A 19661-nucleotide genomic window follows, 5' to 3' on the forward strand; every position below is an offset into this window, starting at 1 on the left:
ACCCGCTACGCCAAACGAGCCGCCTACTACCAGGCCGAACTCACCATCGCCGCCATCATCCTCTGGCTGCGATGACTTACAGGACACGTCCTAGTCGCCGCCGAGAGATTCGTGCCGCACACCCGCAACGACAACGCCCGCCAAGAGGAGCGAACCGCGTACGTCGCCAGAATCGTCTCCGCGGCACGGCGAGTACGGGCGACGACTCCGCACGCGGATTACCTGCGTGGACTCCAAGTCGCGGCGGACGCCGTCCATGCGAGCTGTGCGCACGGCACCGTCGTGCTTTCCGGCTCGGGGTTGCAGGACACGGGGGCGATGAATTTCGCACGCGACGGGCTGCTGGAGGCCGATGGCGACGAGGTCGTCGCGTTCCTGCGCGAGCAAGGACAGTTGCCCGATCTTCGTGAGCTGCGCGTCGTACTCGCCGGTTTCGGAGACACCACTGACCCGCAGAAGACCCTCGACCAGGCACACCGTGATCGTCTCCTCGGTATCTGGAGGGCGGTCCTCACCGCCGCGGGCGCTGAGGTCCAGGTGGACGGGTCGCCTCGGTCGGGAGCGGCACCCGCCTCTGTTCCGGAGGTCACAACGGTCGATGTCCCCGATCCGGCTCCGTTCCCGCACACGTGTTCAATTCGGAACTTTCGACTTCCCGACACCGGGGCGGTGGGTTTTCAGGAGAACACCCCGGCCCTGCGGGAACCGACCGCGGCGCGGCAAGCCGTCGAACAGATCGTCGCTGCCCTACGGGCCTGTCCCGGCGTGCGTATCCAGCTGACGGGAGCCACCTCCAGTTACGGTGACCAGACTCCGGCGGGTGAGGCGGATCGGCGGTGGCTGTCGTTGGCGCGTGCCGATGCGGTGCGGGGTCTGATGACGGCGGCGGGACTCGATGCGTCTCGGATCGAAATCCGCGGCGACGGATACCATTTCGATGGATATGTTCCCGATCGGGACGGCGCCGGTGTTCTGCTGCCGGGCCCCGCGGCCCAGAACAGGTGCGTGTTGGTGAGCCTGGTCTGAGACTCGTAGCGGCGGCGAGCCGGAGATCGGCTCGTCCGCCGCACCTGGGACCACACCTTTAGTGCCGCGACGTGGACCGGATCCCAGACCGGCGAGAACGGTGGGGCGTAGCCCAGGTCCAGCGAGATCATCTGCTCGACAGTCATTCTCGCGGTCAACGCCCCCGCTGCGATGTCGATGCGCTTGCCGCGCCTTCGCATTCGACGACGACCTGCACACCCAGTAAAGCGACCTGTTGTTGTTCCACGAGCATCTTCACCGTCATGAGCTCCGGCGCGGAGTAGCGGGTCAGGCCGGGTCCGGCTCGGAGACCAGGCCCTGGGCTATCAGATTGGCGGACTCACGGTCCAGGATGTCGTTTCGATAGTTCACCGAAACGTGTACGCGATCAGCGGCTTCGATGATGTTGACGCCGATGAAATCGGGGCCCGGGGGTGGGAGAAACATGAGGATGCGCGGTGGGGATTTCTGGGCGGGGGTCGGTGGGGTGAGCCATTTGCTGCCGTACGACATCATCAAATGTGTGGTCGGCGATTCGGTGGGACGGGATGGTTTGGCCTTGCGGTGTTCTCTGCGCGCGTGCACAGCGCGGCAGAATATCAATAGCGGGAGGCCGGAGTCGAGAATCTTCGATACTCGACCGGCCAGTTCACTCGGGTCATTCGGCGGCGTTGGGATTGATTTCGACCAGCTGAAATTTCCGTCGACGGTCATTCGCGCGGGGAGGTAGCGGCGCATATCGATCATCATCACCATTCGGGGGGCGATCACGATGCCCTGGGACCGGAACAAGGTTATCGCGCGAATCGAGAGGATCGACATGATCGTCGCCGCCGGACAGCGACGGTCGCGCTCCTCGCGCATCCTGTTCAGGAACCCGGCATCACTGGTCGCCGACGCCACGTCGAAGCGGTGGTCGTCGCCCGTCGAAGAGTCGCAAACAGGGGGACGACGCACCGGACGAGCGAGCTCGCGCTGTACGCGGATGGCCCTGGCGATACGAAACGGCGAGCGCCCGAACGAGTTCAGCAGCGCGCGTGGAATCGGTGCGAACGTCGGCCGGTTGACTCCCGGGAAGGGCGCGGGCTCGGTGTCGAGGAGGAATCCGATGAAACTCCAAGTCGATACGGCATCCCCGAGCGCGTGCGAATAGCGGATCTCGGCCCAATCGTGGCCGAGCGTCAATGTGAACGGGAGCCCGTCGAGGCGATCATTGTCTCGATTCGCAGATATCGGCGGCGATTCGTCCGCCGAAGAAACCACCAGCGCGCGAATGAACTCGTCCGCGCAATCGGCGGACGGACGGCCACTGACTCCCCGGTCGATATCGAGCAGACGCCATCTGATGTCATCGCCGTGCCGATGGGCGCATTGTTTCAACCGGGCGCGCACCGATTCGACGTCCGGAGTCCGAATCGAGGTGATCACCTTGATCACCCGTACGTGCCGCCACACACGGTCGCGGCGGCGCAGCGGGCGAATATCGACCGCGGTCCACCCGGCGATACTACCTACCCGACCGGATCGATTCAGCATCGCGAAATCCTGTCCATTCTTTGAACCGCCACGAGCGTTATTCGAGAGAGGGATATTGTGCGGTGCCGCGCCGTCAAATAGTCTGCGACCAAACGTCATACATATTCCGCAACGTCGTCACCTCGACCTCTCGCCCCACGATCGGGCTCAGAATCGGCCGCCGGAATTTGCCCAGTGACGGGAACGTCGCGCAGTCGACCGTCGTGCAGTCGTGCTTTTCGGCGGTTTCGATGAGGTATCGGAGGAGGTGGAGTTCGGGCTGCGGGGTGGGGTCGTAGGCGAGGATCTGTTGCCACAGGCGGCCGAGGGGAGCTCGGAGAGGGTTGCCGGAGTGGGCTCTGGTGAGGCGGAGGTCGGATTTGGGAAGGGCGGTGCGCGCGGTGAGGAGTTCGTCGTAGAGGAGGCGCTCGCCCTCGTCGAGGTCTGGGTACGTCAGTTTCGCCACGGGATGTCCTCTGGGTGTGGGCCGCTGTCGGCGGGCGGTCCTTGTTCCCCAAGGTCCCAGAACGGGTGCGGTGTGGCATGCGTATCGAGGTACTCGATTCAACTTCCCTGGCGTACGGCTCCCCAGACCTTACGGGCCGCGACGAGGACCGGATCCCAGACCGGCGAGAACGGCGGGGCGTAGCCAAGGTCCAGCGAGATCATCTGCTCGACAGTCATTCTCGCGGTCAACGCCACCGCCGCGATGTCGATCCGCTTGCCCGCGCCCTCGCGCCCCACGATCTGCGCACCGAGCAAACGTCCGGTCCGCCGTTCCGCGAGCATCTTCACCGTCATGGGCGCGGCGCCGGGGAAATATCCTGCGCGACTGGTGGATTCGATGACGGCCGTGTGGAACTTCAACCCGGCCCGGTGCGCATCCCGCTCCCGAAGCCCGGTTCGAGCCACCTCCAGATCGCACACCTTGCTCACGGCGGTGCCGACGACGCCGGGGAACGTCGCGTAGTCGCCCCCGACGTTGAACCCGATGATCTGCCCGTGCTTGTTGGCGTGCGTGCCGAGCGGAATGTGTCGGCGAGCGCCGGAGACCAGATCCAGTACCTCGACGCAATCGCCTCCCGCCCAGATGTTCTCGTGATCACGCACCCGCATGGACATATCCGTCAACAACCCGTCGTTCAAGCCCACCGGAAGCCCGGCCGCCCGAGCCAGCTCGGTGGCGGGCCGAACCCCCAGCCCCAGCACCACCACATCCGCCGGGTACTCGTCCTCGGCGGTGGCGACGCCCCGGGCCCGACCGGAGTCCGTCAGGATCTCGGTCACCTCCGCGTTGCCGACGACCCGAATCCCCATGCCCTCCATGGCTTTCCGGATCAACACCCCCATATCGGGATCGAGCGTGGACATCGGCTCGGCGCCACGGTTGATCATGGTGACGTCGAAGCCCCGATTGATCAGGGCCTCGGCCATTTCCACGCCGATGTACCCGGCCCCGACCACCACCGCGCGGCGGCCGGGGGTCGAGTCCAGCGTGTCCAGCAACGCCTGCCCGTCGTCGAGGGTCTGCACGCCGTGGACGCCGGGCGCGTCGATTCCGGGGAGCGAGGGGCGGATGGGGGTGGCGCCGGTCGCGAGGACGAGTTTGTCGTAGTGCCACCAGGTTTCGTCGCCGGTCGCGAGGTCGCGAACCCTGACCCGGGTGCCGGGAACGTCCAGTTCCACGGCCTCCGTGCGCAAGCGGAGGTCGATGTCGCGGGACCGGTGTTCCTCGGGCGTCCGGGCGATCAGCTGGTCGCGGGAGTCGACCTGGCCGCCCACCCAGTACGGGATGCCGCAGGCCGAGTAGGAGGTGAAGTGGCCGCGGTCGAACACCACGATCTCGAGTTCGTCGTTCGACTTCAGACGCCGGGCCTGGGAGGCCGCCGACATGCCCGCGGCGTCGGCGCCGATGACCACCATCCGTTCGCTCATACCGATGACGGTACGGACCCTCGGATCAGGCCGTCTCCGAGCCCTGTTCGCGTTGCACGACGAGGGCGACGTGCAGGCGGGACGGGCAGCGCAGGCGCAGCATCACCTGGCGGAGGTGGTTGACGACCGTCCACTCCGCGATGCCGAGATGACTGGCGATCATGCGGTTGGTCATGCCGCGGGAGACGAGAACGGCGACCTCGCGCTGCCGGTTGGTGAGCGCGGCCAGCGACGGGCGCGATTCGGCGGGGCGGGATTGAGGGTGAAGCATAGGATCCATCGAGACACTCGCTTTCGGCTACGGAAATGCATGCCCCACATTCCGATGAGATGACGTCTCATGTTCCGGGCGCGCGCACGCGGCCGGGTGCTTCCACCCCCCTTGCGAGAATACCGACGAGCGGAACCCCCGGTTCCGACGACTATTCCGATGCTACGTATTGTGTGCCCCGTTGCGATGATTGATCTTGCCGTATTGCATGTTGAAGTGAGCACAAAGTGATCCAAGTCACACTATAAGATTCCCATGCCATTCTCGTATCATTGCTGGTGAACAGGGCTGCGGGGGCGTTGCCAGGCCCCCTGGGAGGGTCTTCTCGCTCGTATTCCTCGGGTTTGCCAGGGGCCTTGCCCGGTTGTTTCCTGGAGGTAACAATCAACACCGCTCGTCCCGCCGAGAGCTGTTCGGTGGCCGAACGGTGTGCCGAGGTGCTGTCATTAGCCGGGGTGGTTCGTCGGCATTTGCGATAATCCAACTGGTCGTTCTGCTTCAGCCCTGGCAGCAGATTGCTACTTGCGAAACGTCGACATTTCGGGCGCAATATCAAGAGCCCCTCGGACACGACAACGACGTCGGCTCACCGAACTCATGCGGCTCCGGTCTGCGGGGCCGACGGCACGTCGGAGGTTGCAATTCACGATGCATCGACACTGCGCATCGCGATCGTAGGCGGGGGACCCCGGGGTCTGAGCGTTTTCGAGCGGTTGTGCGCGAACGTACGACGCGGTGGCGGCCGCGATTCGGTCGAGGTGTACCTCATCGATTCCACCAGCATCGGCACGGGGGCGGTATGGCGCACCGACCAGTCCCCGCATCTGCTGATGAACACCGTCGCCGCCCAGGTCACGATCTTCACCGACGAGAGCGTGACGATGGCGGGTCCGGTCGAGGCCGGGCCCAGCCTCTACGAATGGGCGAACTTCCTGACCAAGATCGACGACTTCGCGGGGCTGCCCGAGGAGGTCCTGGCCGAGGCCCGGCGCACCGCACCGGACACGTACCCGACCCGTGCCTTCTACGGGCACTATCTGCGCTGGGCGTATCGGCGCACCCGCGACCGGGCCGCGTCGCGGGTGCGCGCGCACGAGATCGTCGGAACCGTCGTGGATCTCCGCGACCGGGCGGACGGACTCCAGGAACTGGAGCTGAGCGACGGGCGGCGCATCGGTGCGCTGCACGCCGTGGTGCTCGCGCAAGGCCATGTGCCGCTGCGGCATTCGCCGCATTCGGCCACGCTCGCGGCGGAATCGGCGCGGCTGGGGCTGACCTATCTCGCGCCCGGCAATGCCGCGGACATCGATGTCGAGCGCGTACCCGAGCGCGGCACGACGATCATCCGCGGGCTCGGCCTGACCTTCTTCGACTACATGGCCCTGTTGACGGTCGGCCGCGGCGGATATTTCAAGGCGTCCGCGATCGCGGGCGAACTGGAGTACATTCCGTCCGGCCGGGAGCCGCTGATCGTGGCGGGCTGCCGTCGCGGGGTGCCGCACCACGCGCGCGGGGAGAATCAGAAGGGCGTCGAGGGCAGGCACGTGCCCACGCTGCTGGACTCGGGGCGGATCGCCGAATTGCGCAGGCGCGCGGATCGATTCGGGGACGTGTCGTTCCGGCGCGACGTCTGGCCGCTGGTCGCGCGGGAGGTGGAGGCGGTGTACTACGCGCGACTCATCGCCGACCGGATCAGCCCGCGCGAGCGCCGGTGGTTCCACGCGCGCTATCTGGACGCGCCGACCGCGGACGAGGTGCGGAAACTGTTGCGGGAGTACCGGATCGACGAGCGCGATCACTGGGACTGGGCGCTGGTGGCCGACCCCACGGGCGGGCGGCGGTTCGCCGATCCGGACGCCTTCCGGGACTGGCTGCTCGCCTACCTGGACGCCGACGTCCGCCACGCGCGGCTCGGCAATGTGGACGGACCGGTCAAGGCGGCGCTGGACGTGCTGCGGGATCTGCGCAACGAGGTCCGGCTGATCGTCGACCACGGCGGCATCACCGGAAGCTCCTACCGCGACGATCTCGACGGGTGGTACACGCCGCTGAACGCCTTCCTCTCCATCGGCCCTCCCGCCGGGCGCATCGCGGAGCTGGCCGCGCTCATCCGCGCCGAGGTGGTCCGGATCGTGGGGCCGGGGATGCGGGTGCGGCTCGACGCCGAGGCGGGGTGTTTCGTGACGGAGTCTCCGCTGGTCGACGGGTCGGCCGTCACCGGGGTGGCGCTGATCGACGCGTGGCTGCCCGAACCGGATCTGCGTGCCACCGGGGATGAGTTGTTGCGTAATATGCTGCATCGCAAGGAGATTCGTGGCTACGCCATCGCCGATCCGGGCGGGGATCCGTATCGCACCGGCGGTCTGACCGTGGCCCCGGATTCCCATGCCGTCGTCGACGACGCCGGGCGGCCGCATCCGCGCAGGTACGCGCTGGGTGTGCCGACCGAGGCCGTGCACTGGGTGACCGCCGCCGGGCCGCGACCCGGTGTCGACTCGGTGACATTGTCGGACAGCGACAGCATCGCCCGTTCGATATTGCAGCGAAAGGATTGATGTCCATGAGCATCGACAAGGGCCTGCTCGCCCCCGTTCGGGCGGGGGTGCCGGCGGCGGAACTGGTGTCCGACGACGCGTGGCTCGAGGCCATGCTCGAGGTGGAGCTCGCGCTCGCGCGGGCGCAGGCACGGCTGGGCATCGTCCCGGTCGAGGCGGTCGAGCACATCACCGCGGCCGTGCGCGACCATCGGTTCGACGCCGCCGTGATCGCGGAAGCCGCTCGGGGCGCGGCCAATCCGGTGGTGGTCTTCGTTCAGCAGTTGCAGGCGGTGGTGGCCGCGGCCGATCCCGCGTCGGCGATGTACGTGCATTGGGGTTCGACGAGTCAGGACATTCTCGACACCGCCACCATGCTCGTCGCCGCACGGGTGGTGACGGCGATCGTCGCCGATCTGGAGTCGACCGCGGACTCCCTCGCCGACCTCGCCCGCCGCCACCGTGACACCCCGATGGCCGCGCGGACCCTCGGCATGCACGCGGTGCCCACGACGTTCGGGGCGCGGGTGGCGACCTGGCTCCAGGGCGTGCTCGACGCCCGCGACCGGCTGCGACGGGTGCGGGCCGACGGGCTGCCGGTCCAATTGGGTGGGGCGGCGGGCACATTCGCGTCCTATCTGGAATGCGTCCGCGACAGCGGCGGGGAACTGGCGGACGCCCCGGCCGAGCGGATCTACACCCGGCTCACCGAGGAGTTCGCGGGGGAGTTGTCCCTGGCCCGCGCCGACGCGCCCTGGCACAGCGTGCGCACGCCGATCGCGGATCTGGCCGCCGCGCTGTCGATCACCTCGGGCGCGCTGGGCAAATTCGCCGTCGACGTCATCACCCAGGCGCGCACCGAGATCATGGAGGTGGCCGAGCCGGGCGCGGCCGGGCGGGGCGAGTCCTCGGCCATGCCGCAGAAGCGTAATCCCGTGCTGGCCACCATGATCCGCGCGGCCGGAATGCAGGTGCCCGCGCTGGCGTCCACGCTGTTCGCGGCCATGCTCGCCGAGGACGAACGGTCGCCCGGCGCCTGGCACGCCGAGTGGCAGCCGCTGCGGGAGTGCCTGCTGCTGGTGGCGGGCGCCGCGCACACCGCGGCCGAACTGGCGGCCGGGCTGACCGCGGACGCCGACCGGATGGGCCGCGTCCTCGCGGCGAGCCGGGGCCAACTGGTCTCGGAGCGCCTGTCCATCCGCCTGACCCCGCTGCTCGGCCGGGTCGAGGCGAAGAAGGCACTCCAGGCCGCCGCCTTCGAGGCCGAGGCGAGCGGCCGCACCCTGGCCACCGTCCTGGCCGAGAACCCGGTCGTGCGTGAGCATTTCGACGCCGACCAGATCGCCGCCCTGCTGCGCCCGGAGGACTACCTCGGCATGGCCCCGGAACTGGTGGATCGGGTGGTCGGGCGGGTGTGACGGCGTCGCCTCTGAACTGGTGGACCGGGTGGTCGGGCGAGTGTGACAGCATCGCCCCGAATTGGTGGATGGGGCGCTCGGATCGGGTGTGGCAGCACGGCTCCCGAGCTGCTGTGCCGGGCGGTCGGCGAGGTGGAGCGGTGGGTTCTCGGGCCGGTGGATCGAGAGTGACGGCGTAGCCCCAGAACTGGGGTACGGGCGGGAGGGACGGCGTGGCTGCCGGGCTCGGGTTCGGGTCGGTGGGGCGGCACTACGATGGCCGGATGGTTGAGCGGTTGCACAGGGTGCCGTCACGGTTCGTGGTCGAGCATTGGGCGCGGGCGACCTTTCCCGAGGATGACGAGTGGATCGCGTTGGTGCGGGCGCCCGAGGGGTTGACCGTGGTGCGGGAGGCGCCGCCGTGGGCGGAGGGGGAGACGTGGGTCGGGTTCTATGGTGGGGCCGAGCGGGGGGCGCGGCGGCCGGACAGTTTGAGCGCGCTCGCGAATCCGCTGGCGGACAGCGGGATTCCGGTGTTCGTGGCGTCGACGTATCACGCGGATCTGGTGTTGGTGCCCGAGGAGCGGTTCACCGAGGCCGCGGCGGCGTTGCGGGGGGCGGGTTTCGCGATCAGCGAGTAGCGGCCAGGCCGTAGAGCAGGGGGACGATCGGCTCCTCGGGCGGGAGTCGCCACCAGCCGTTGTCGGTCGGCACCATCTGCGGGAAGCGCGGCCACGGGAGCAGTTCGGTCTCGGTGAGCGCGGTGATGCGCAGCCCGGCGGCCAGCAGGGCGGTGATCACCTCGCCGAGGCCGTGCCGCCATTCGTAGGCCGTGGTGTCGCCGGTCAGGGGCGGGCCGTCGGTGTAGGTGTGCGGGCTGTCGCGGAGCAGCGCGCCCCGGCCCGCGAGGTAGTCGTCGTGGAGCAGCAGCGCGCGCGGGTCCGCGCCCGGCGGGGGCGTCGGGCCCAGCGCGTGCAGCAGCGGATGGAATTCGACGATGTACACCAGCCCGCCCGGCCGCAGCAGCCCGGCCAGCACCCGCGCCCAGCGGGTGAGGTCCGGGAGGTAGCAGAGCGCGCCCTTGCCGGTGTACACGATGTCGAACGTCGCCCCGCCGAGCGCGGACACCGCGTCGTGCACGTCGGCGCAGACGAATTCGACGGCGTCCCCGGCGAATTCGCGGGCGTGGCGCAGGGACTCGGCGGAGAAGTCGAGGCCGACCGCGCGGGCGCCGCGCCGCGCGAATTCGACCGTCTCCGTGCCCAGATGACATTGCAGGTGCACGACGTCGCGATCGCGCACGTCGCCGAGCACATCCCATTCGAACGGCGCGAACCAGAACCCCGGCTCGTGGCCGCGGTAGAACTCGCTCGCGGCGTGGATCGGCGCGCGAGCGTCCCAGTTCCGTCGGTTGGTCAGCAGCGGGTCCATCGGGTCATGGTAGGGGCCGGGACCGCCGCGCGGGTGTCATCCCGCTGCCGAATCCGCCGTCGCGGTCGCCTGTGCCGACAGCGCGAATTGCAGGTCACCGCGCCGGGCCACCGAGAGTTTGCGGTAGACGCGGGTCAGGTGCTGTTCGACCGTGCTCGTGGTGATGGCCAGCGATTCGGCGATGTCGCGATTGCGTTTGCCCAGCGCGGCCAGCTCCGCGACGCGGCGTTCGGCCGGGCTGAGGGTTTCGGCGCTGCGGGCGGTCGCGCGGGGACGCGGGCCCGCGGCGGGAGCTCGGTCGCCGCGTAGTCGCCGGACCAGCGGCACCGAACCGCACGCCTCGGCCAGCCGCACGGCCTCGCGCAGCAGCGGCCGGGCCTTGTCGGCGTCGCCGATGCCGCGGTGGGCGCGGCCCAATTCGGTGAGCGCCGTGGCCAATTCGTGGTCGTCGCCGCCCGCGCGGGCCACCGCCACCGCCCGGCGCAGCAGCATGACCCGCCGATGCGGGTCGCCGGTCGCGGCGAGCAGCCGCAGCGACACCGAACCGGTGCGGTGCCGGTCCGCGCCGCCGATCAGTTCCAGGTGCATGGTGGCCAGGGTCTGGGCGCGGCGCTGGTCGCCGAGCTCGAGATAGGCCGCGGCCAGATCGTTGCGCCAGGGGACCAGCCACGCGAAGTCGAGATGCCATTGGCGCATGAGGTTTCCGCACTGGCGGAACTGCCGCAGCGCCTCCTCGGGCCGCCCCGCCGCCAGACAGTGCTGACCCCAGGCGTGCAGATACGGCAGCGCGAACCGGGATTCGAACATCGCCCGCGGCACCGGGCGGCCCAGCTGCGCGGCGGCCTCGGTGTGCCTGCCCTGCGCGGTCAGCGCCCGGACCAGCACCGCGATCGGGCGGCCGACCCAGACGCCGAGATGTTCGGCCGGGACGAGATTCAAGGCGAGCGTGGCGTTCTCGATCGCGCCGGTGAGATTTCCCTTGCGCAGCAACGTCTCCGCGCGCAGGGCGGCGAAGACCGAACGCCAGGTGGGCGCGCGGCGCGCCTGCGCCTCGGCGAGCAGCGAGGTGCACCAGGCGTCGGCGGTGTCGAGATGGTCGCCGTAGATCAGGCTGTCGACGGCCGCGACCAGCGCCTCCACCGAGGTGACGGCCAGCCGGTGCCCGGCCAGGATGCGCTGGGCCAGCCCGGCGATCTCGGCGGGCGGATGCTGCACGGTCTGCGCGCCGAGCAGGTCGGCGGCCTGGCGATGCGGGGAGCGGCGGTCGAAGGCGGCCCGCCCGCCCTCGCCGACCCGGGTCGCGAACAGGCGGCGATGCCGGTCGACGTGCGGCGGATGGGTGTAGCGCAGCCAGGCGCAGAGGAAGTCGACGGCCGGGTCGACGATGCGGTGCGGGTCGCGGTCGAGCCGGGCCAGCGCCTGATCGGCGTGCTGGGTGTTGCCGTGCCAGAGCATGTGCAGCACGGCCGTGGGCAGTTCGGTGTCGGGGACGCGGCCGGTGTAGAGCGCGGCCTTGAGGCGCGCGAAGTTCCGCGTGCGCGCCGAGGGATTGACCCGGCGTTCCACCGAGACCAGCCGGGTGGCGATCGCGGCGCGCGCTCCCGCCCGGCGGCTGGCCCGATAGGCCAGTTCCAATCGTTGCGCGGCGCCGTCGATATCGTCGTGGACCAGCGCCTCGTCGGCGGCCTCGACGAGTACCTGCGCGGCCCAGGAGCTGCGCGGTTCGCCACCGGCCACCAGCTGGGCGGCCACCGCCGCGGCGGGAAAGTCGTTGCGATACAGCACCTCCGCCGCGCGGGTGTGCAGATTCGCGCGATCGTCGGCCGGGATCGCGCGCAGCAGATGCGCCGCCACCGCGGGCGGATGCAGCCGCTGTCCGTCCACCATCCCCATCGCGGCCAATTCGGTGACGGTCTCGCGCACCGAATCCGGATCCGTCTCCAGAAGTTCGGCGACGAATTCGATGTCGGACGCCGCCCCCAGCACCGCCATCGCCTGTGCCACCCGATGTCGTGCCTCGTCGGCTGCCAATACGGCCGCCAGACTGTCGCACTCCAGTCGCGCCCCCCGCGCGAGCTGGGGTTCTTGTGGACCGATGACGACCGCTGCCCGGCCTCGGTCTCGAGCGACCGACCGCTGCATGCTCGTTGTCCCTTCGTCGATTCAATGGCCCCGACTGAAGGGGAGTACGTCTCGGGAGACGCGGTCTTGCAGGGAGCGGCAACGTTGCAGCTGTGCGTCGCGGAACACACGGGAATTCAGCCGGTGCACAATGGTTTTCGGCGACCACCGGGGTGCATCCCATCACCACCGGCGACGATCTGTCGCGTGAATTATGCTACATGTCAAGCTGTTTCGCGTATAGATCGACATCTTGCCGATCGGCGCGAATGGGCACGTGCCGATTCGCGACGCGAGCCGTCCTCGCCCCATCGAATCGGCCCGGACGGATACCGCGAGTGCGCCTTTTCCGCACAAACTCGGCAACCGCCGATACGCCGCCGATCCGGCCGTCGGAGACCGCGGAATCCGCTGCCCCGCAAGCCCGTTCCGGACGGCTGACCAGCAGGAAACCCGTTCGGGTGACCAGCTTCGCGCGGTTCGGCGTGAAATCTTTCGCGGCGGCCCAGCGCTCAGCCGGAAAATAGCCGCGACCGGGCCCGCGCCGCCGACACCCGCCGCCCCCGACGGGCATCGGGTGCGCGGCGGCGGGGGCGGGCGAGCGAACCGGAGAGACGTAGATCACATACTTGTTCCGAATGCCCGTGATTGGTTCGAGATTCGACGGACCCCGCGTCGCGGGCGCCGCGAACCGCGCGGCGGCCCCGCCGGGCGTGCCCGGCCGGACCGTCCCGGTCGATTCGAAACGTGCGTGCATGGACCCCTGCTCTCTCGACGGATTACCGATTCCCTCGAATTCTGTTGCGAAGAAAAGGTATTGGCGTCGCTGCCGAACCGGGAGATTACCAGGGGAAGTGCGGTGAATTTTCGTTCGAGGCGGCGTCGTTATCCCGTTCGTGATCCGAAACGGCAAGGTGAGGGAACTTTTCGGAGGATTCCTTCCGGCATATTCCAATAGGGGGTCATAGGGGTTCCGACAACTGGGGGTCCGGCGGCATCGGCCCAGGTCGGCAAGGCTGTCGGACCCGCCTGGCATAGTTCGGTCGCGATGGGATCCCTCGACGACGACGGCGCGACGCCGCTCCCGACTTCGCTGCTGAGCGTGCTGGTTTCGTGGCGCTCGGCGCACGCGCTGGACGCGCACGCGCTGTTGCTGGCGGCCGACGGCCGGGTGCGCTCGCGCGCGGACGCGGTGTTCTTCAACGCGCCGCGGCATCCCTCGCAGGCGGTCACGCTGGATCAGCGGCCCGAGCCGCGCACCGCGCGCTTGTCGGTGTCGTTGCCGCGCACCGAATCCGAGGTGACGCGCGTGCTCGTCGCGGGTTCGGTCACCGACGGCGCGCTGGCCGATCTCGAGCGCCCGGAGGTGACCGTGTTCGACGCCGAGGGGCCGGTCGCCCGCTGCGATGTGGCGGCCGTGCCCGGGGCGCGGACCATGGTGCTGGCGAGCCTGTTCCGGCGCGACGGGCGCTGGTGGTTCCGGCCCGAACACTCCGGATTCGACGGGCTCGCGGACCTGTTGGCGGCCTTCGGGGTTCGCGAGGTGTCGACGATCCGCGCGCGGGTCGCGGCGCGCGTGGACGACACGCCCGCGCCGCCCGGTGACCCACGACCGGACTGGCACGATGATCCGCGCGACGCCACGATGTCGCGCTGGTGGGACGGCACGCGGTGGACCGAGACCACCCGCGAGCGCGTCCCCGTCGACCCCCGGATCTGCGCGCGCTGCGGCCGCCCGCGACGCTGGCGGCTGCGCGGCACGCCCACCCCCTGCCGCGCCTGCGAGGCCGAGATCGAGCGCTACCTCGAGGGCTGGCGGGCGCGGGCGTGGCGGGTGCTCACCGCCGACGGGCCCCGCGGCCGGGCGTGGGACGAGTTGTGGACGGCGTTGCGCTACCGGCACATCGACGCCGAGCGCGGGCGCGCGGCACTGCGCGGACCGGGGCTGGCCTACGCCGAGCGGCTGGCCGCGTTCGCGGTCGCCGACGGGGAGGTCGGCGCGGACGAGGTCGACGACTTCGACCGCACGGTGGCCGCGCTGGCGCTGACCGGTCCGCAGGTGGACGAGTTGCGCCGCAGGCTTCGTCGCGGCCGCGCGCTCACGCGGTTGCGCGCGGGCGAGTTGCCGACCGTGCGCGCGCCGGGGCTGCACCTGGACCCGGAAGACGCGGTCCACCTGGACATTCCGGTGACGCGGGTGCGGCAACTCGCCCGCGGACCGCGCGCGACCGACGGCAGACTGATCTGCTCGGCCCGCAAGCTGCGCTTCGTCGGGCCGGAGGCGGGCATCGAAATGCCCTGGGCGCGCGTGGTTTCGGTGGTCGTCGCCGACGACACGGTCGTGGTGGCCGCCACCTCTGCCCGCGGCGGGGCGACATTCCGGGTCGAGGACCCGGATCTGGTCGCGGCCGTCCTGGAAGGCGCGCTGCGCGTGGCCAAGCGGCTCACCCTCGCACCCGGTCGCCGCGACCGTCGTTCCATCCCACCCGAACTCAAGGCCCAGGTGTGGCAGCGCGACGGCGGGCGCTGTGTGGAATGCGGGGCGACCCACTATCTGGAGTTCGACCACGTCATCCCGCTCAGTCGCGGCGGTGCGACCAGCGCGGCGAACCTGCAGATCCTGTGCCGTGCGTGCAACCGGGGCAAGGGTGCTCGCATCTGATGATGTGATGCGGCAACCGTGGCAAGGGCGCCCGCGTGTGGCGATACGACGCTTGCGACCAGGCCAAGGACGCTCGTATCTGACGATACGACACGTGCAACAGTGCCCGTGTATGGCGCGATACGACCGGTTGGTTCGGGGCGGCGGGGGCACTTCGTCGTGCGGCTCGTCGTCCGACACTCGCCTCGTCGCGGGTGCCTGTCGTATCGGATCCTCGATCGGCTCGTCTTTCCGGGGGTTGACCTTCGTCCGGTTTCGAAACGTGCTGGGCGGAAGTTTCGTTCGGTGGGTCAGTGCGCGCCGAGGGCGCTGAGTACGACCTGACGCAGGACGCCGAGGACGTCGGCGGTCTGTTCCTCGCCGGTGCCGTAGGTGTGCGCGGCGATGGTGAAGCCGCTGCCGTAGGAGGCCGAGGCGACCTCGGGCGGGCCGAAATCCGACCAGCCCCACTTGGTTCCGAGCACGCCCGGGAGTTTCGCTGTGCCCCAGTCCTGTACGGTGCCGTCGGCGGCGACCGGATCGGCCTCGGCCATCCAGGTCAGCAGCCGGGAGTCCGGATCGGTGCGCAGTTTGGCGTCGAGGAAGTCGGCGAGGTCGGCGGTGCTGGTCAGCGAGGACTCCCACGATCCGTTGCGGCGGGTGGCGGTGAGGTGATACTCCGCGGCCACGGCGTCGATGGCCGTGGGGTATTTCGCGTCGAGTTGCGAGGCGGCGGCGTCATCTGATTTGCGAATCATTTGCTCTCCCAACCGAATATCATCGGGGGAGCCGTCGCCGTGGCGCAGTGCGTAATCCACCAGATAGAGCTTGACCATCGACAGCGCGCTGTGCGGCTCGTGGTCGTTGGCCGTGTCCCAGCGCATCCAGGGCAGCGCCGAGCGGACCGCGATGGCCGTGCGTGGTGGCACATCGGCGGGATCGGGCAGGTCGGGGGCGGCGGTCGCGGGTCCCGCCGCGACGATGATCGCGCCCGTCAGCAATCCGGTCAGCAGCGCCCGACAGTTCATGTCTCGCCTCCGCGGTCCGTGAACACGTGCTCCCCAGAATGCGCCCGGATTGCCCGGAATGCGGCGTGTCGCGAGGCGACACACCGATTGCTGTTTATTCGCCCGAGGTCAGGCGGTGGTCCGGGCATGGGCCACGGCGGTCACCGCGTCGAGCGCGGCGGCGGCCTTGAGGACCATTTCGCGGTATTCCTGTTCGGGATCGGAATCGAGGACGATCGCCCCGCCCGCGCCGACCCGCCAGCGGCCGTCGTGGCGCACGGCGGTGCGGATGACGATGTTCAGATCGGCGGTGCCGCCGAGGCCGAGGTAGCCGAGGGTGCCCGAATAGATGCCGCGCGCCTCGGTCTCCAACTCGTCGAGGAGCTCCAGCGTGCGCAGTTTCGGGGCGCCGGTCATGGAACCGCCGGGGAAGCAGGCCCGCAGGCAGCCGACCGCGTCGATCTCCGGGCGCAGGGCGCCGCGGACGGTGGTCACGAGCTGATGCATGGTCGCGTAGGTCTCGGCGGTCATCAGGCTGGGGACGTGCACGCTGCCCGGTTCGCACACCCGGCCCAGATCGTTGCGCAGCAGGTCCACGATCATGAGGTTCTCGGCGCGGGTCTTGGGATCCGATTCCAGTGCGCGACGGGCGATTTCGTCGGTGCGGGGGTCGGGGTGCCGGGCGGCGGTGCCCTTGATCGGGCGGCTCTCCACCGTGCGGGCGCGGTCGATCCTGAGGAATCGTTCGGGGGAGGAGCAGGCGATCTCGAGTTCGCCGAAGCGCAGGAACGCCGCGTAGGGGGCGGGGTTGCGGCGGCGCAGGACGCGGTGGACGTCGAGGCCGGGGCAGTCGGCGTCGGTGTCGGTGTTGTCGGTGAGGTTGACCTCGTAGGTCTGGCCCGCGCGGAGATGGTCGCCGATGGCGGCGATGTCGGCGAGGTAGCGGGAACGGCCTCGATTGGGTTGGCGGGGCGGGAACGGTGGCGGGGGTTGATCGGGTAGCCGATCGTCGGGGGTCGGAGTGGACGTTATCGCGGCGCGGGTCTCGGTGAGCCAATTCCGGGCTGTCGCAAGGGAATCGGCGTCGGTGAGGGCGAGGAGGTGGGTGCGGGCGGTGTGGTGATCGACCACGACCAGGCGGTCGGCGAAGATCCACTGCGCGTCGGGGGTGGGGGAGCGGTGGCGGGCGGTCGCGCCGCAGTCGGCCTTCACCTCGTAGCCGAGGTAGCCGACGTAGCCTCCGGCGAAATCGAAAGGGACGTCCGGGAGTTCGATGCGGCGGCGGGCGAGTTCGGTGGACAGATAGTCGAGCACGGTGCCGGGTACGGTTCGGGAGCCCGATCTGGAGTCGACCCGGACGAAACCGTCGCCTACTCGGTAGTGGACCACCTCCGACAGCGGGCCGGACGCGTCGCCGAGGTACGAGAAGCGGGCCATGCCGGTTTTCAGGTGGGCGCTGTCGAGCCAGAAGGCTGTTTCGGTGTCGGCGTAGCGGGCGAGGAAGAGGGCTTCGGTGTTGGTGGGGTGGTCGATGGTTTCGTGGAGTACGTGGTATTCGAGGGGGGTGGGTTGTGGGGGGTGGGAGAGCGGGTGGGTCTCGGTGTTGCGGCGGTCCCGCTCGCCGGTCCCGGTGGTGTGGCGGCGGTCTCGCTCGCGGATCTCGGTGTTGCGGCGGTCTTGCTCGGGGGTCTCGGTGTTGTGGTGGTCTTGCTCGGGGGTCTCGGTGTTGTGGTGGTCTTGCTCGGGGGTCTCGGTGTTGTGGTGGTCTTGCTCGGGGGTCTCGGTGTTGTGGCGGTTTCGCTCGCCGGTCTCGGTGTTGCGGCGGTCTTGCTCGCGGGTCTTGGTGTCACGGGGGTCCCGCTCGCGAGTCTCGGTGGGGCGGCGGCCTCGCTCGCGGGTGGATGCGGTCCTCGCGCTCGGGGAGCCCGCTTGGGTGGGCGCGATGTCGGGTCGCCAAACCTGGATCGTCCGACGTACCTCCTCCTCCGCTGGCGTCGGTGCCGCACGGCGGGGCGGCGTTTCCCGGGTCAGCCGGGCGAAATTGGCGAGTATCGCTCGGCCGTGCTCGCTCGCCACGGATTCGGGGTGGAACTGCACGCCCCACTGCGGCCGATGTCTGTGCCGGACGCCCATGATCACCCCGTCGGGGGCGGTGGCGGTGATCTCCAGCGTCTCCGGCAGCGGCCGCCCCGCGCACAGCGAGTGATAGCGCACCGCCTCGAAATCCCTTGGGACACCGGCGAACAGACCGCGCCCGTCGTGCCGGATGCGGTCCGGGTAGCCGTGCCGGGGCAGCGGCGCGGGCACCACCGATCCGCCCGCGCCCAGCACGATGCCCTGATGCCCCAGGCAGACACCGAGCAGCGGGAGGTCGCCGTGCTCGATCAGCGCGCGGGAGATGCCGAAATCGCGGGGAACATCGGGGCGGCCGGGGCCGGGGGAGATCACCACGTTGTCGAACCGGTCGAGATCCAATTCGCCGAGATCGGCCACCTCGTCGTTGCGCACCACCACCGGTTCGCAGCCCTCGACCTCGCCGAGCAGATGGAACAGGTTGTAGGTGAACGAGTCGTAATTGTCCACCAGCAACGTGCGCATGCCCGACACGGTAATCGGTGCGGGCGAGCGGGGTGCGCCGCGCTTTGATGGCAGGTGCCCGCAGTTTCTCGCCGATCGTGGTGCACAATGTGGGCATGTCTGAGGTGCAACCGGCCGCAGTGGCGCGGGACGTGGTCGATTTCGCGGTCGTCGGGAAGTGGATGGACGAGCAGGGGCTGCCGGGCGGGGAGATCGAGGATGCGACCTCGCTCGGCGGCGGCACCCAGAACATCATGGTGCGGTTCGCGCGCGGCGGGCGGGAGTACGTGTTGCGGCGTGGGCCGAAACACTTGCGGCCCAAGAGCAATGAGGTGATCCGGCGCGAGTCCCGGCTGCTCGGTGCGCTGGACGGGACCGGCGTGCGCGCGCCCCGGGTGATCGCGGCCTGCCCGGACGAGTCGGTGCTGGGCGCGGTGTTCTACCTGATGGAGCCCATTCACGGCTTCAATCCGCAGACCGAACTGCCCGCCCTGCACGCCGGGGATCCCGAGGTGCGGCGGCAGATGGGACTGTCGGCGGTGGAGGCCATCGCGCGGCTGGGCATGCTCGACTACCAGGCGCTGGGACTGGCCGACTACGGGAAGCCTGCGGGTTTCCTGGAACGGCAGGTGCCGCGCTGGCTGGGCGAGCTCGAGTCCTACGGCTCCAACGAGGGCTATCCCGGGCCGGAGATCCCGGGGGTCGAGCGGGTCGGGGAATGGCTCGACCGGAATCGGCCCTCGCAGTGGCGGCCGGGCATCCTGCACGGGGATTGTCATCTGGCCAACATCATGTTCACCTACGACGGGCCCGAGGTCGCGGCCATGGTCGACTGGGAGATGTCGACCATCGGCGATCCGCTGTTGGATCTGGGCTGGCAGATCGCGACCCGGCCCGAGCCGGGGACGACGGGTGCGGCGCTGGTCGGCAAGCTCGGGGCGGCCGGTGGCCTGCCGACCGCCGAGGAGATGGTGGCGCACTACGGGTTGTTCTCCGATCGCGATCTGAGCGCTGTCACCTGGTACACCGTGCTGGCCTGTTTCAAGCTCGGCATCGTGCTCGAGGGGACGCACGCGCGGGCGTTCGCGGGGAAGGCGCCCAAGCAGGTGGGTGACTTCCTGCACGCCATCACCCTGGAGTTGTTCGAGCGGGCGCGGCGTCTGATGGAATGACCGCATCTCGCGGAGGTTTGGCAGTTTCTTTGTG

15 protein-coding genes are annotated in these 19661 nt (G+C 69.5%); 6 read left to right on the forward strand and 9 right to left on the reverse strand.

The features are described from left to right. Nucleotides 1-318: 318 nt before the first annotated feature. Nucleotides 319-1026, forward strand: a complete 708-nt coding sequence (locus ACWDSJ_RS31135) for an OmpA family protein (RefSeq protein ID WP_450036143.1) — start codon at nucleotides 319-321, stop codon at nucleotides 1024-1026. Nucleotides 1027-1314: 288 nt separating this feature from the next. Here the strand turns inward: ACWDSJ_RS31135 and ACWDSJ_RS31140 are convergent, their stop codons facing one another. From ACWDSJ_RS31140 to ACWDSJ_RS31155, 4 genes are all read right to left on the reverse strand, one after another. Then, nucleotides 1315-2562, reverse strand: a complete 1248-nt coding sequence (locus tag ACWDSJ_RS31140) for a hypothetical protein (protein WP_450036144.1) — start codon at nucleotides 2560-2562, stop codon at nucleotides 1315-1317. Nucleotides 2563-2635: 73 nt separating this feature from the next. Continuing rightward, a complete protein-coding gene (locus tag ACWDSJ_RS31145; protein WP_450036146.1) occupies nucleotides 2636-3007 on the reverse strand; it encodes a hypothetical protein in 372 nt (123 codons plus the stop codon). A gap of 98 nt (nucleotides 3008-3105) precedes the next feature. Further along, the gene (locus tag ACWDSJ_RS31150) at nucleotides 3106-4476 is read right to left on the reverse strand and encodes an FAD-dependent oxidoreductase (protein WP_450036147.1); all 1371 of its coding nucleotides are present in this window, start codon (nucleotides 4474-4476) and stop codon (nucleotides 3106-3108) included. Between the two features lie 25 nt (nucleotides 4477-4501). Then, nucleotides 4502-4756 carry a helix-turn-helix domain-containing protein gene (locus ACWDSJ_RS31155; RefSeq protein WP_387370947.1) on the reverse strand — a complete coding sequence of 85 codons (255 nt, stop codon included), beginning with the start codon at nucleotides 4754-4756 and terminating at the stop codon, nucleotides 4502-4504. Nucleotides 4757-5418: 662 nt separating this feature from the next. Between ACWDSJ_RS31155 and ACWDSJ_RS31160 the strand changes: the two genes are divergently transcribed. The 3 genes from ACWDSJ_RS31160 (at nucleotide 5419) to ACWDSJ_RS31170 (ending at nucleotide 9319) form a co-directional block, all read left to right on the forward strand. Beyond that, nucleotides 5419-7302 (forward strand): FAD/NAD(P)-binding protein, encoded by a 1884-nt coding sequence (locus tag ACWDSJ_RS31160; RefSeq protein ID WP_450036227.1) that lies wholly within the window; start codon nucleotides 5419-5421, stop codon nucleotides 7300-7302. Continuing rightward, complete coding sequence (gene pcaB / locus ACWDSJ_RS31165) at nucleotides 7302-8699, forward strand: 3-carboxy-cis,cis-muconate cycloisomerase (protein WP_450036149.1); 1398 nt, start codon at nucleotides 7302-7304, stop codon at nucleotides 8697-8699. The genes ACWDSJ_RS31160 and pcaB overlap by 1 nt, the downstream gene beginning before the upstream one ends. Nucleotides 8700-8962: 263 nt before the next feature. Then, nucleotides 8963-9319: an ACT domain-containing protein gene (locus ACWDSJ_RS31170; protein WP_450036150.1), complete on the forward strand. Its 357-nt coding sequence runs from the start codon at nucleotides 8963-8965 to the stop codon at nucleotides 9317-9319. Here ACWDSJ_RS31170 and ACWDSJ_RS31175 read toward each other — a convergent pair. The 3 genes from ACWDSJ_RS31175 to ACWDSJ_RS31185 form a co-directional block, all read right to left on the reverse strand. Beyond that, complete coding sequence (locus ACWDSJ_RS31175) at nucleotides 9309-10109, reverse strand: class I SAM-dependent methyltransferase (RefSeq protein ID WP_450036152.1); 801 nt, start codon at nucleotides 10107-10109, stop codon at nucleotides 9309-9311. The two genes, ACWDSJ_RS31170 and ACWDSJ_RS31175, sit on opposite strands and share 11 nt — an antisense overlap. A gap of 36 nt (nucleotides 10110-10145) precedes the next feature. Next, the gene (locus ACWDSJ_RS31180; RefSeq protein WP_387370955.1) at nucleotides 10146-12113 is read right to left on the reverse strand and encodes a LuxR C-terminal-related transcriptional regulator; all 1968 of its coding nucleotides are present in this window, start codon (nucleotides 12111-12113) and stop codon (nucleotides 10146-10148) included. 334 nt (nucleotides 12114-12447) lie between these two features. Continuing rightward, nucleotides 12448-12987 carry a hypothetical protein gene (locus ACWDSJ_RS31185; RefSeq protein WP_450036154.1) on the reverse strand — a complete coding sequence of 180 codons (540 nt, stop codon included), beginning with the start codon at nucleotides 12985-12987 and terminating at the stop codon, nucleotides 12448-12450. A 291-nt stretch (nucleotides 12988-13278) separates the two neighbouring features. Between ACWDSJ_RS31185 and ACWDSJ_RS31190 the strand changes: the two genes are divergently transcribed. Next, the gene (locus tag ACWDSJ_RS31190) at nucleotides 13279-14892 is read left to right on the forward strand and encodes a TerD family protein (protein WP_450036155.1); all 1614 of its coding nucleotides are present in this window, start codon (nucleotides 13279-13281) and stop codon (nucleotides 14890-14892) included. Nucleotides 14893-15182: 290 nt separating this feature from the next. Here the strand turns inward: ACWDSJ_RS31190 and ACWDSJ_RS31195 are convergent, their stop codons facing one another. Both ACWDSJ_RS31195 and pabB read right to left on the reverse strand, forming a co-directional pair. After that, on the reverse strand, nucleotides 15183-15899 hold the full coding sequence (locus ACWDSJ_RS31195) for a hypothetical protein (RefSeq protein WP_450036156.1): 717 nt from the start codon (nucleotides 15897-15899) through the stop codon (nucleotides 15183-15185). 108 nt (nucleotides 15900-16007) lie between these two features. Then, nucleotides 16008-18476 (reverse strand): aminodeoxychorismate synthase component I, encoded by a 2469-nt coding sequence (gene pabB / locus ACWDSJ_RS31200; RefSeq protein WP_450036157.1) that lies wholly within the window; start codon nucleotides 18474-18476, stop codon nucleotides 16008-16010. 95 nt (nucleotides 18477-18571) lie between these two features. On the opposite strand from pabB, the gene ACWDSJ_RS31205 reads away from it, so the two are divergent. After that, the gene (locus tag ACWDSJ_RS31205) at nucleotides 18572-19627 is read left to right on the forward strand and encodes a phosphotransferase family protein (protein ID WP_450036158.1); all 1056 of its coding nucleotides are present in this window, start codon (nucleotides 18572-18574) and stop codon (nucleotides 19625-19627) included. Nucleotides 19628-19661 lie beyond the last annotated feature (34 nt).

It is taken from the genome of Nocardia sp. NPDC003482 (assembly GCF_053588115.1).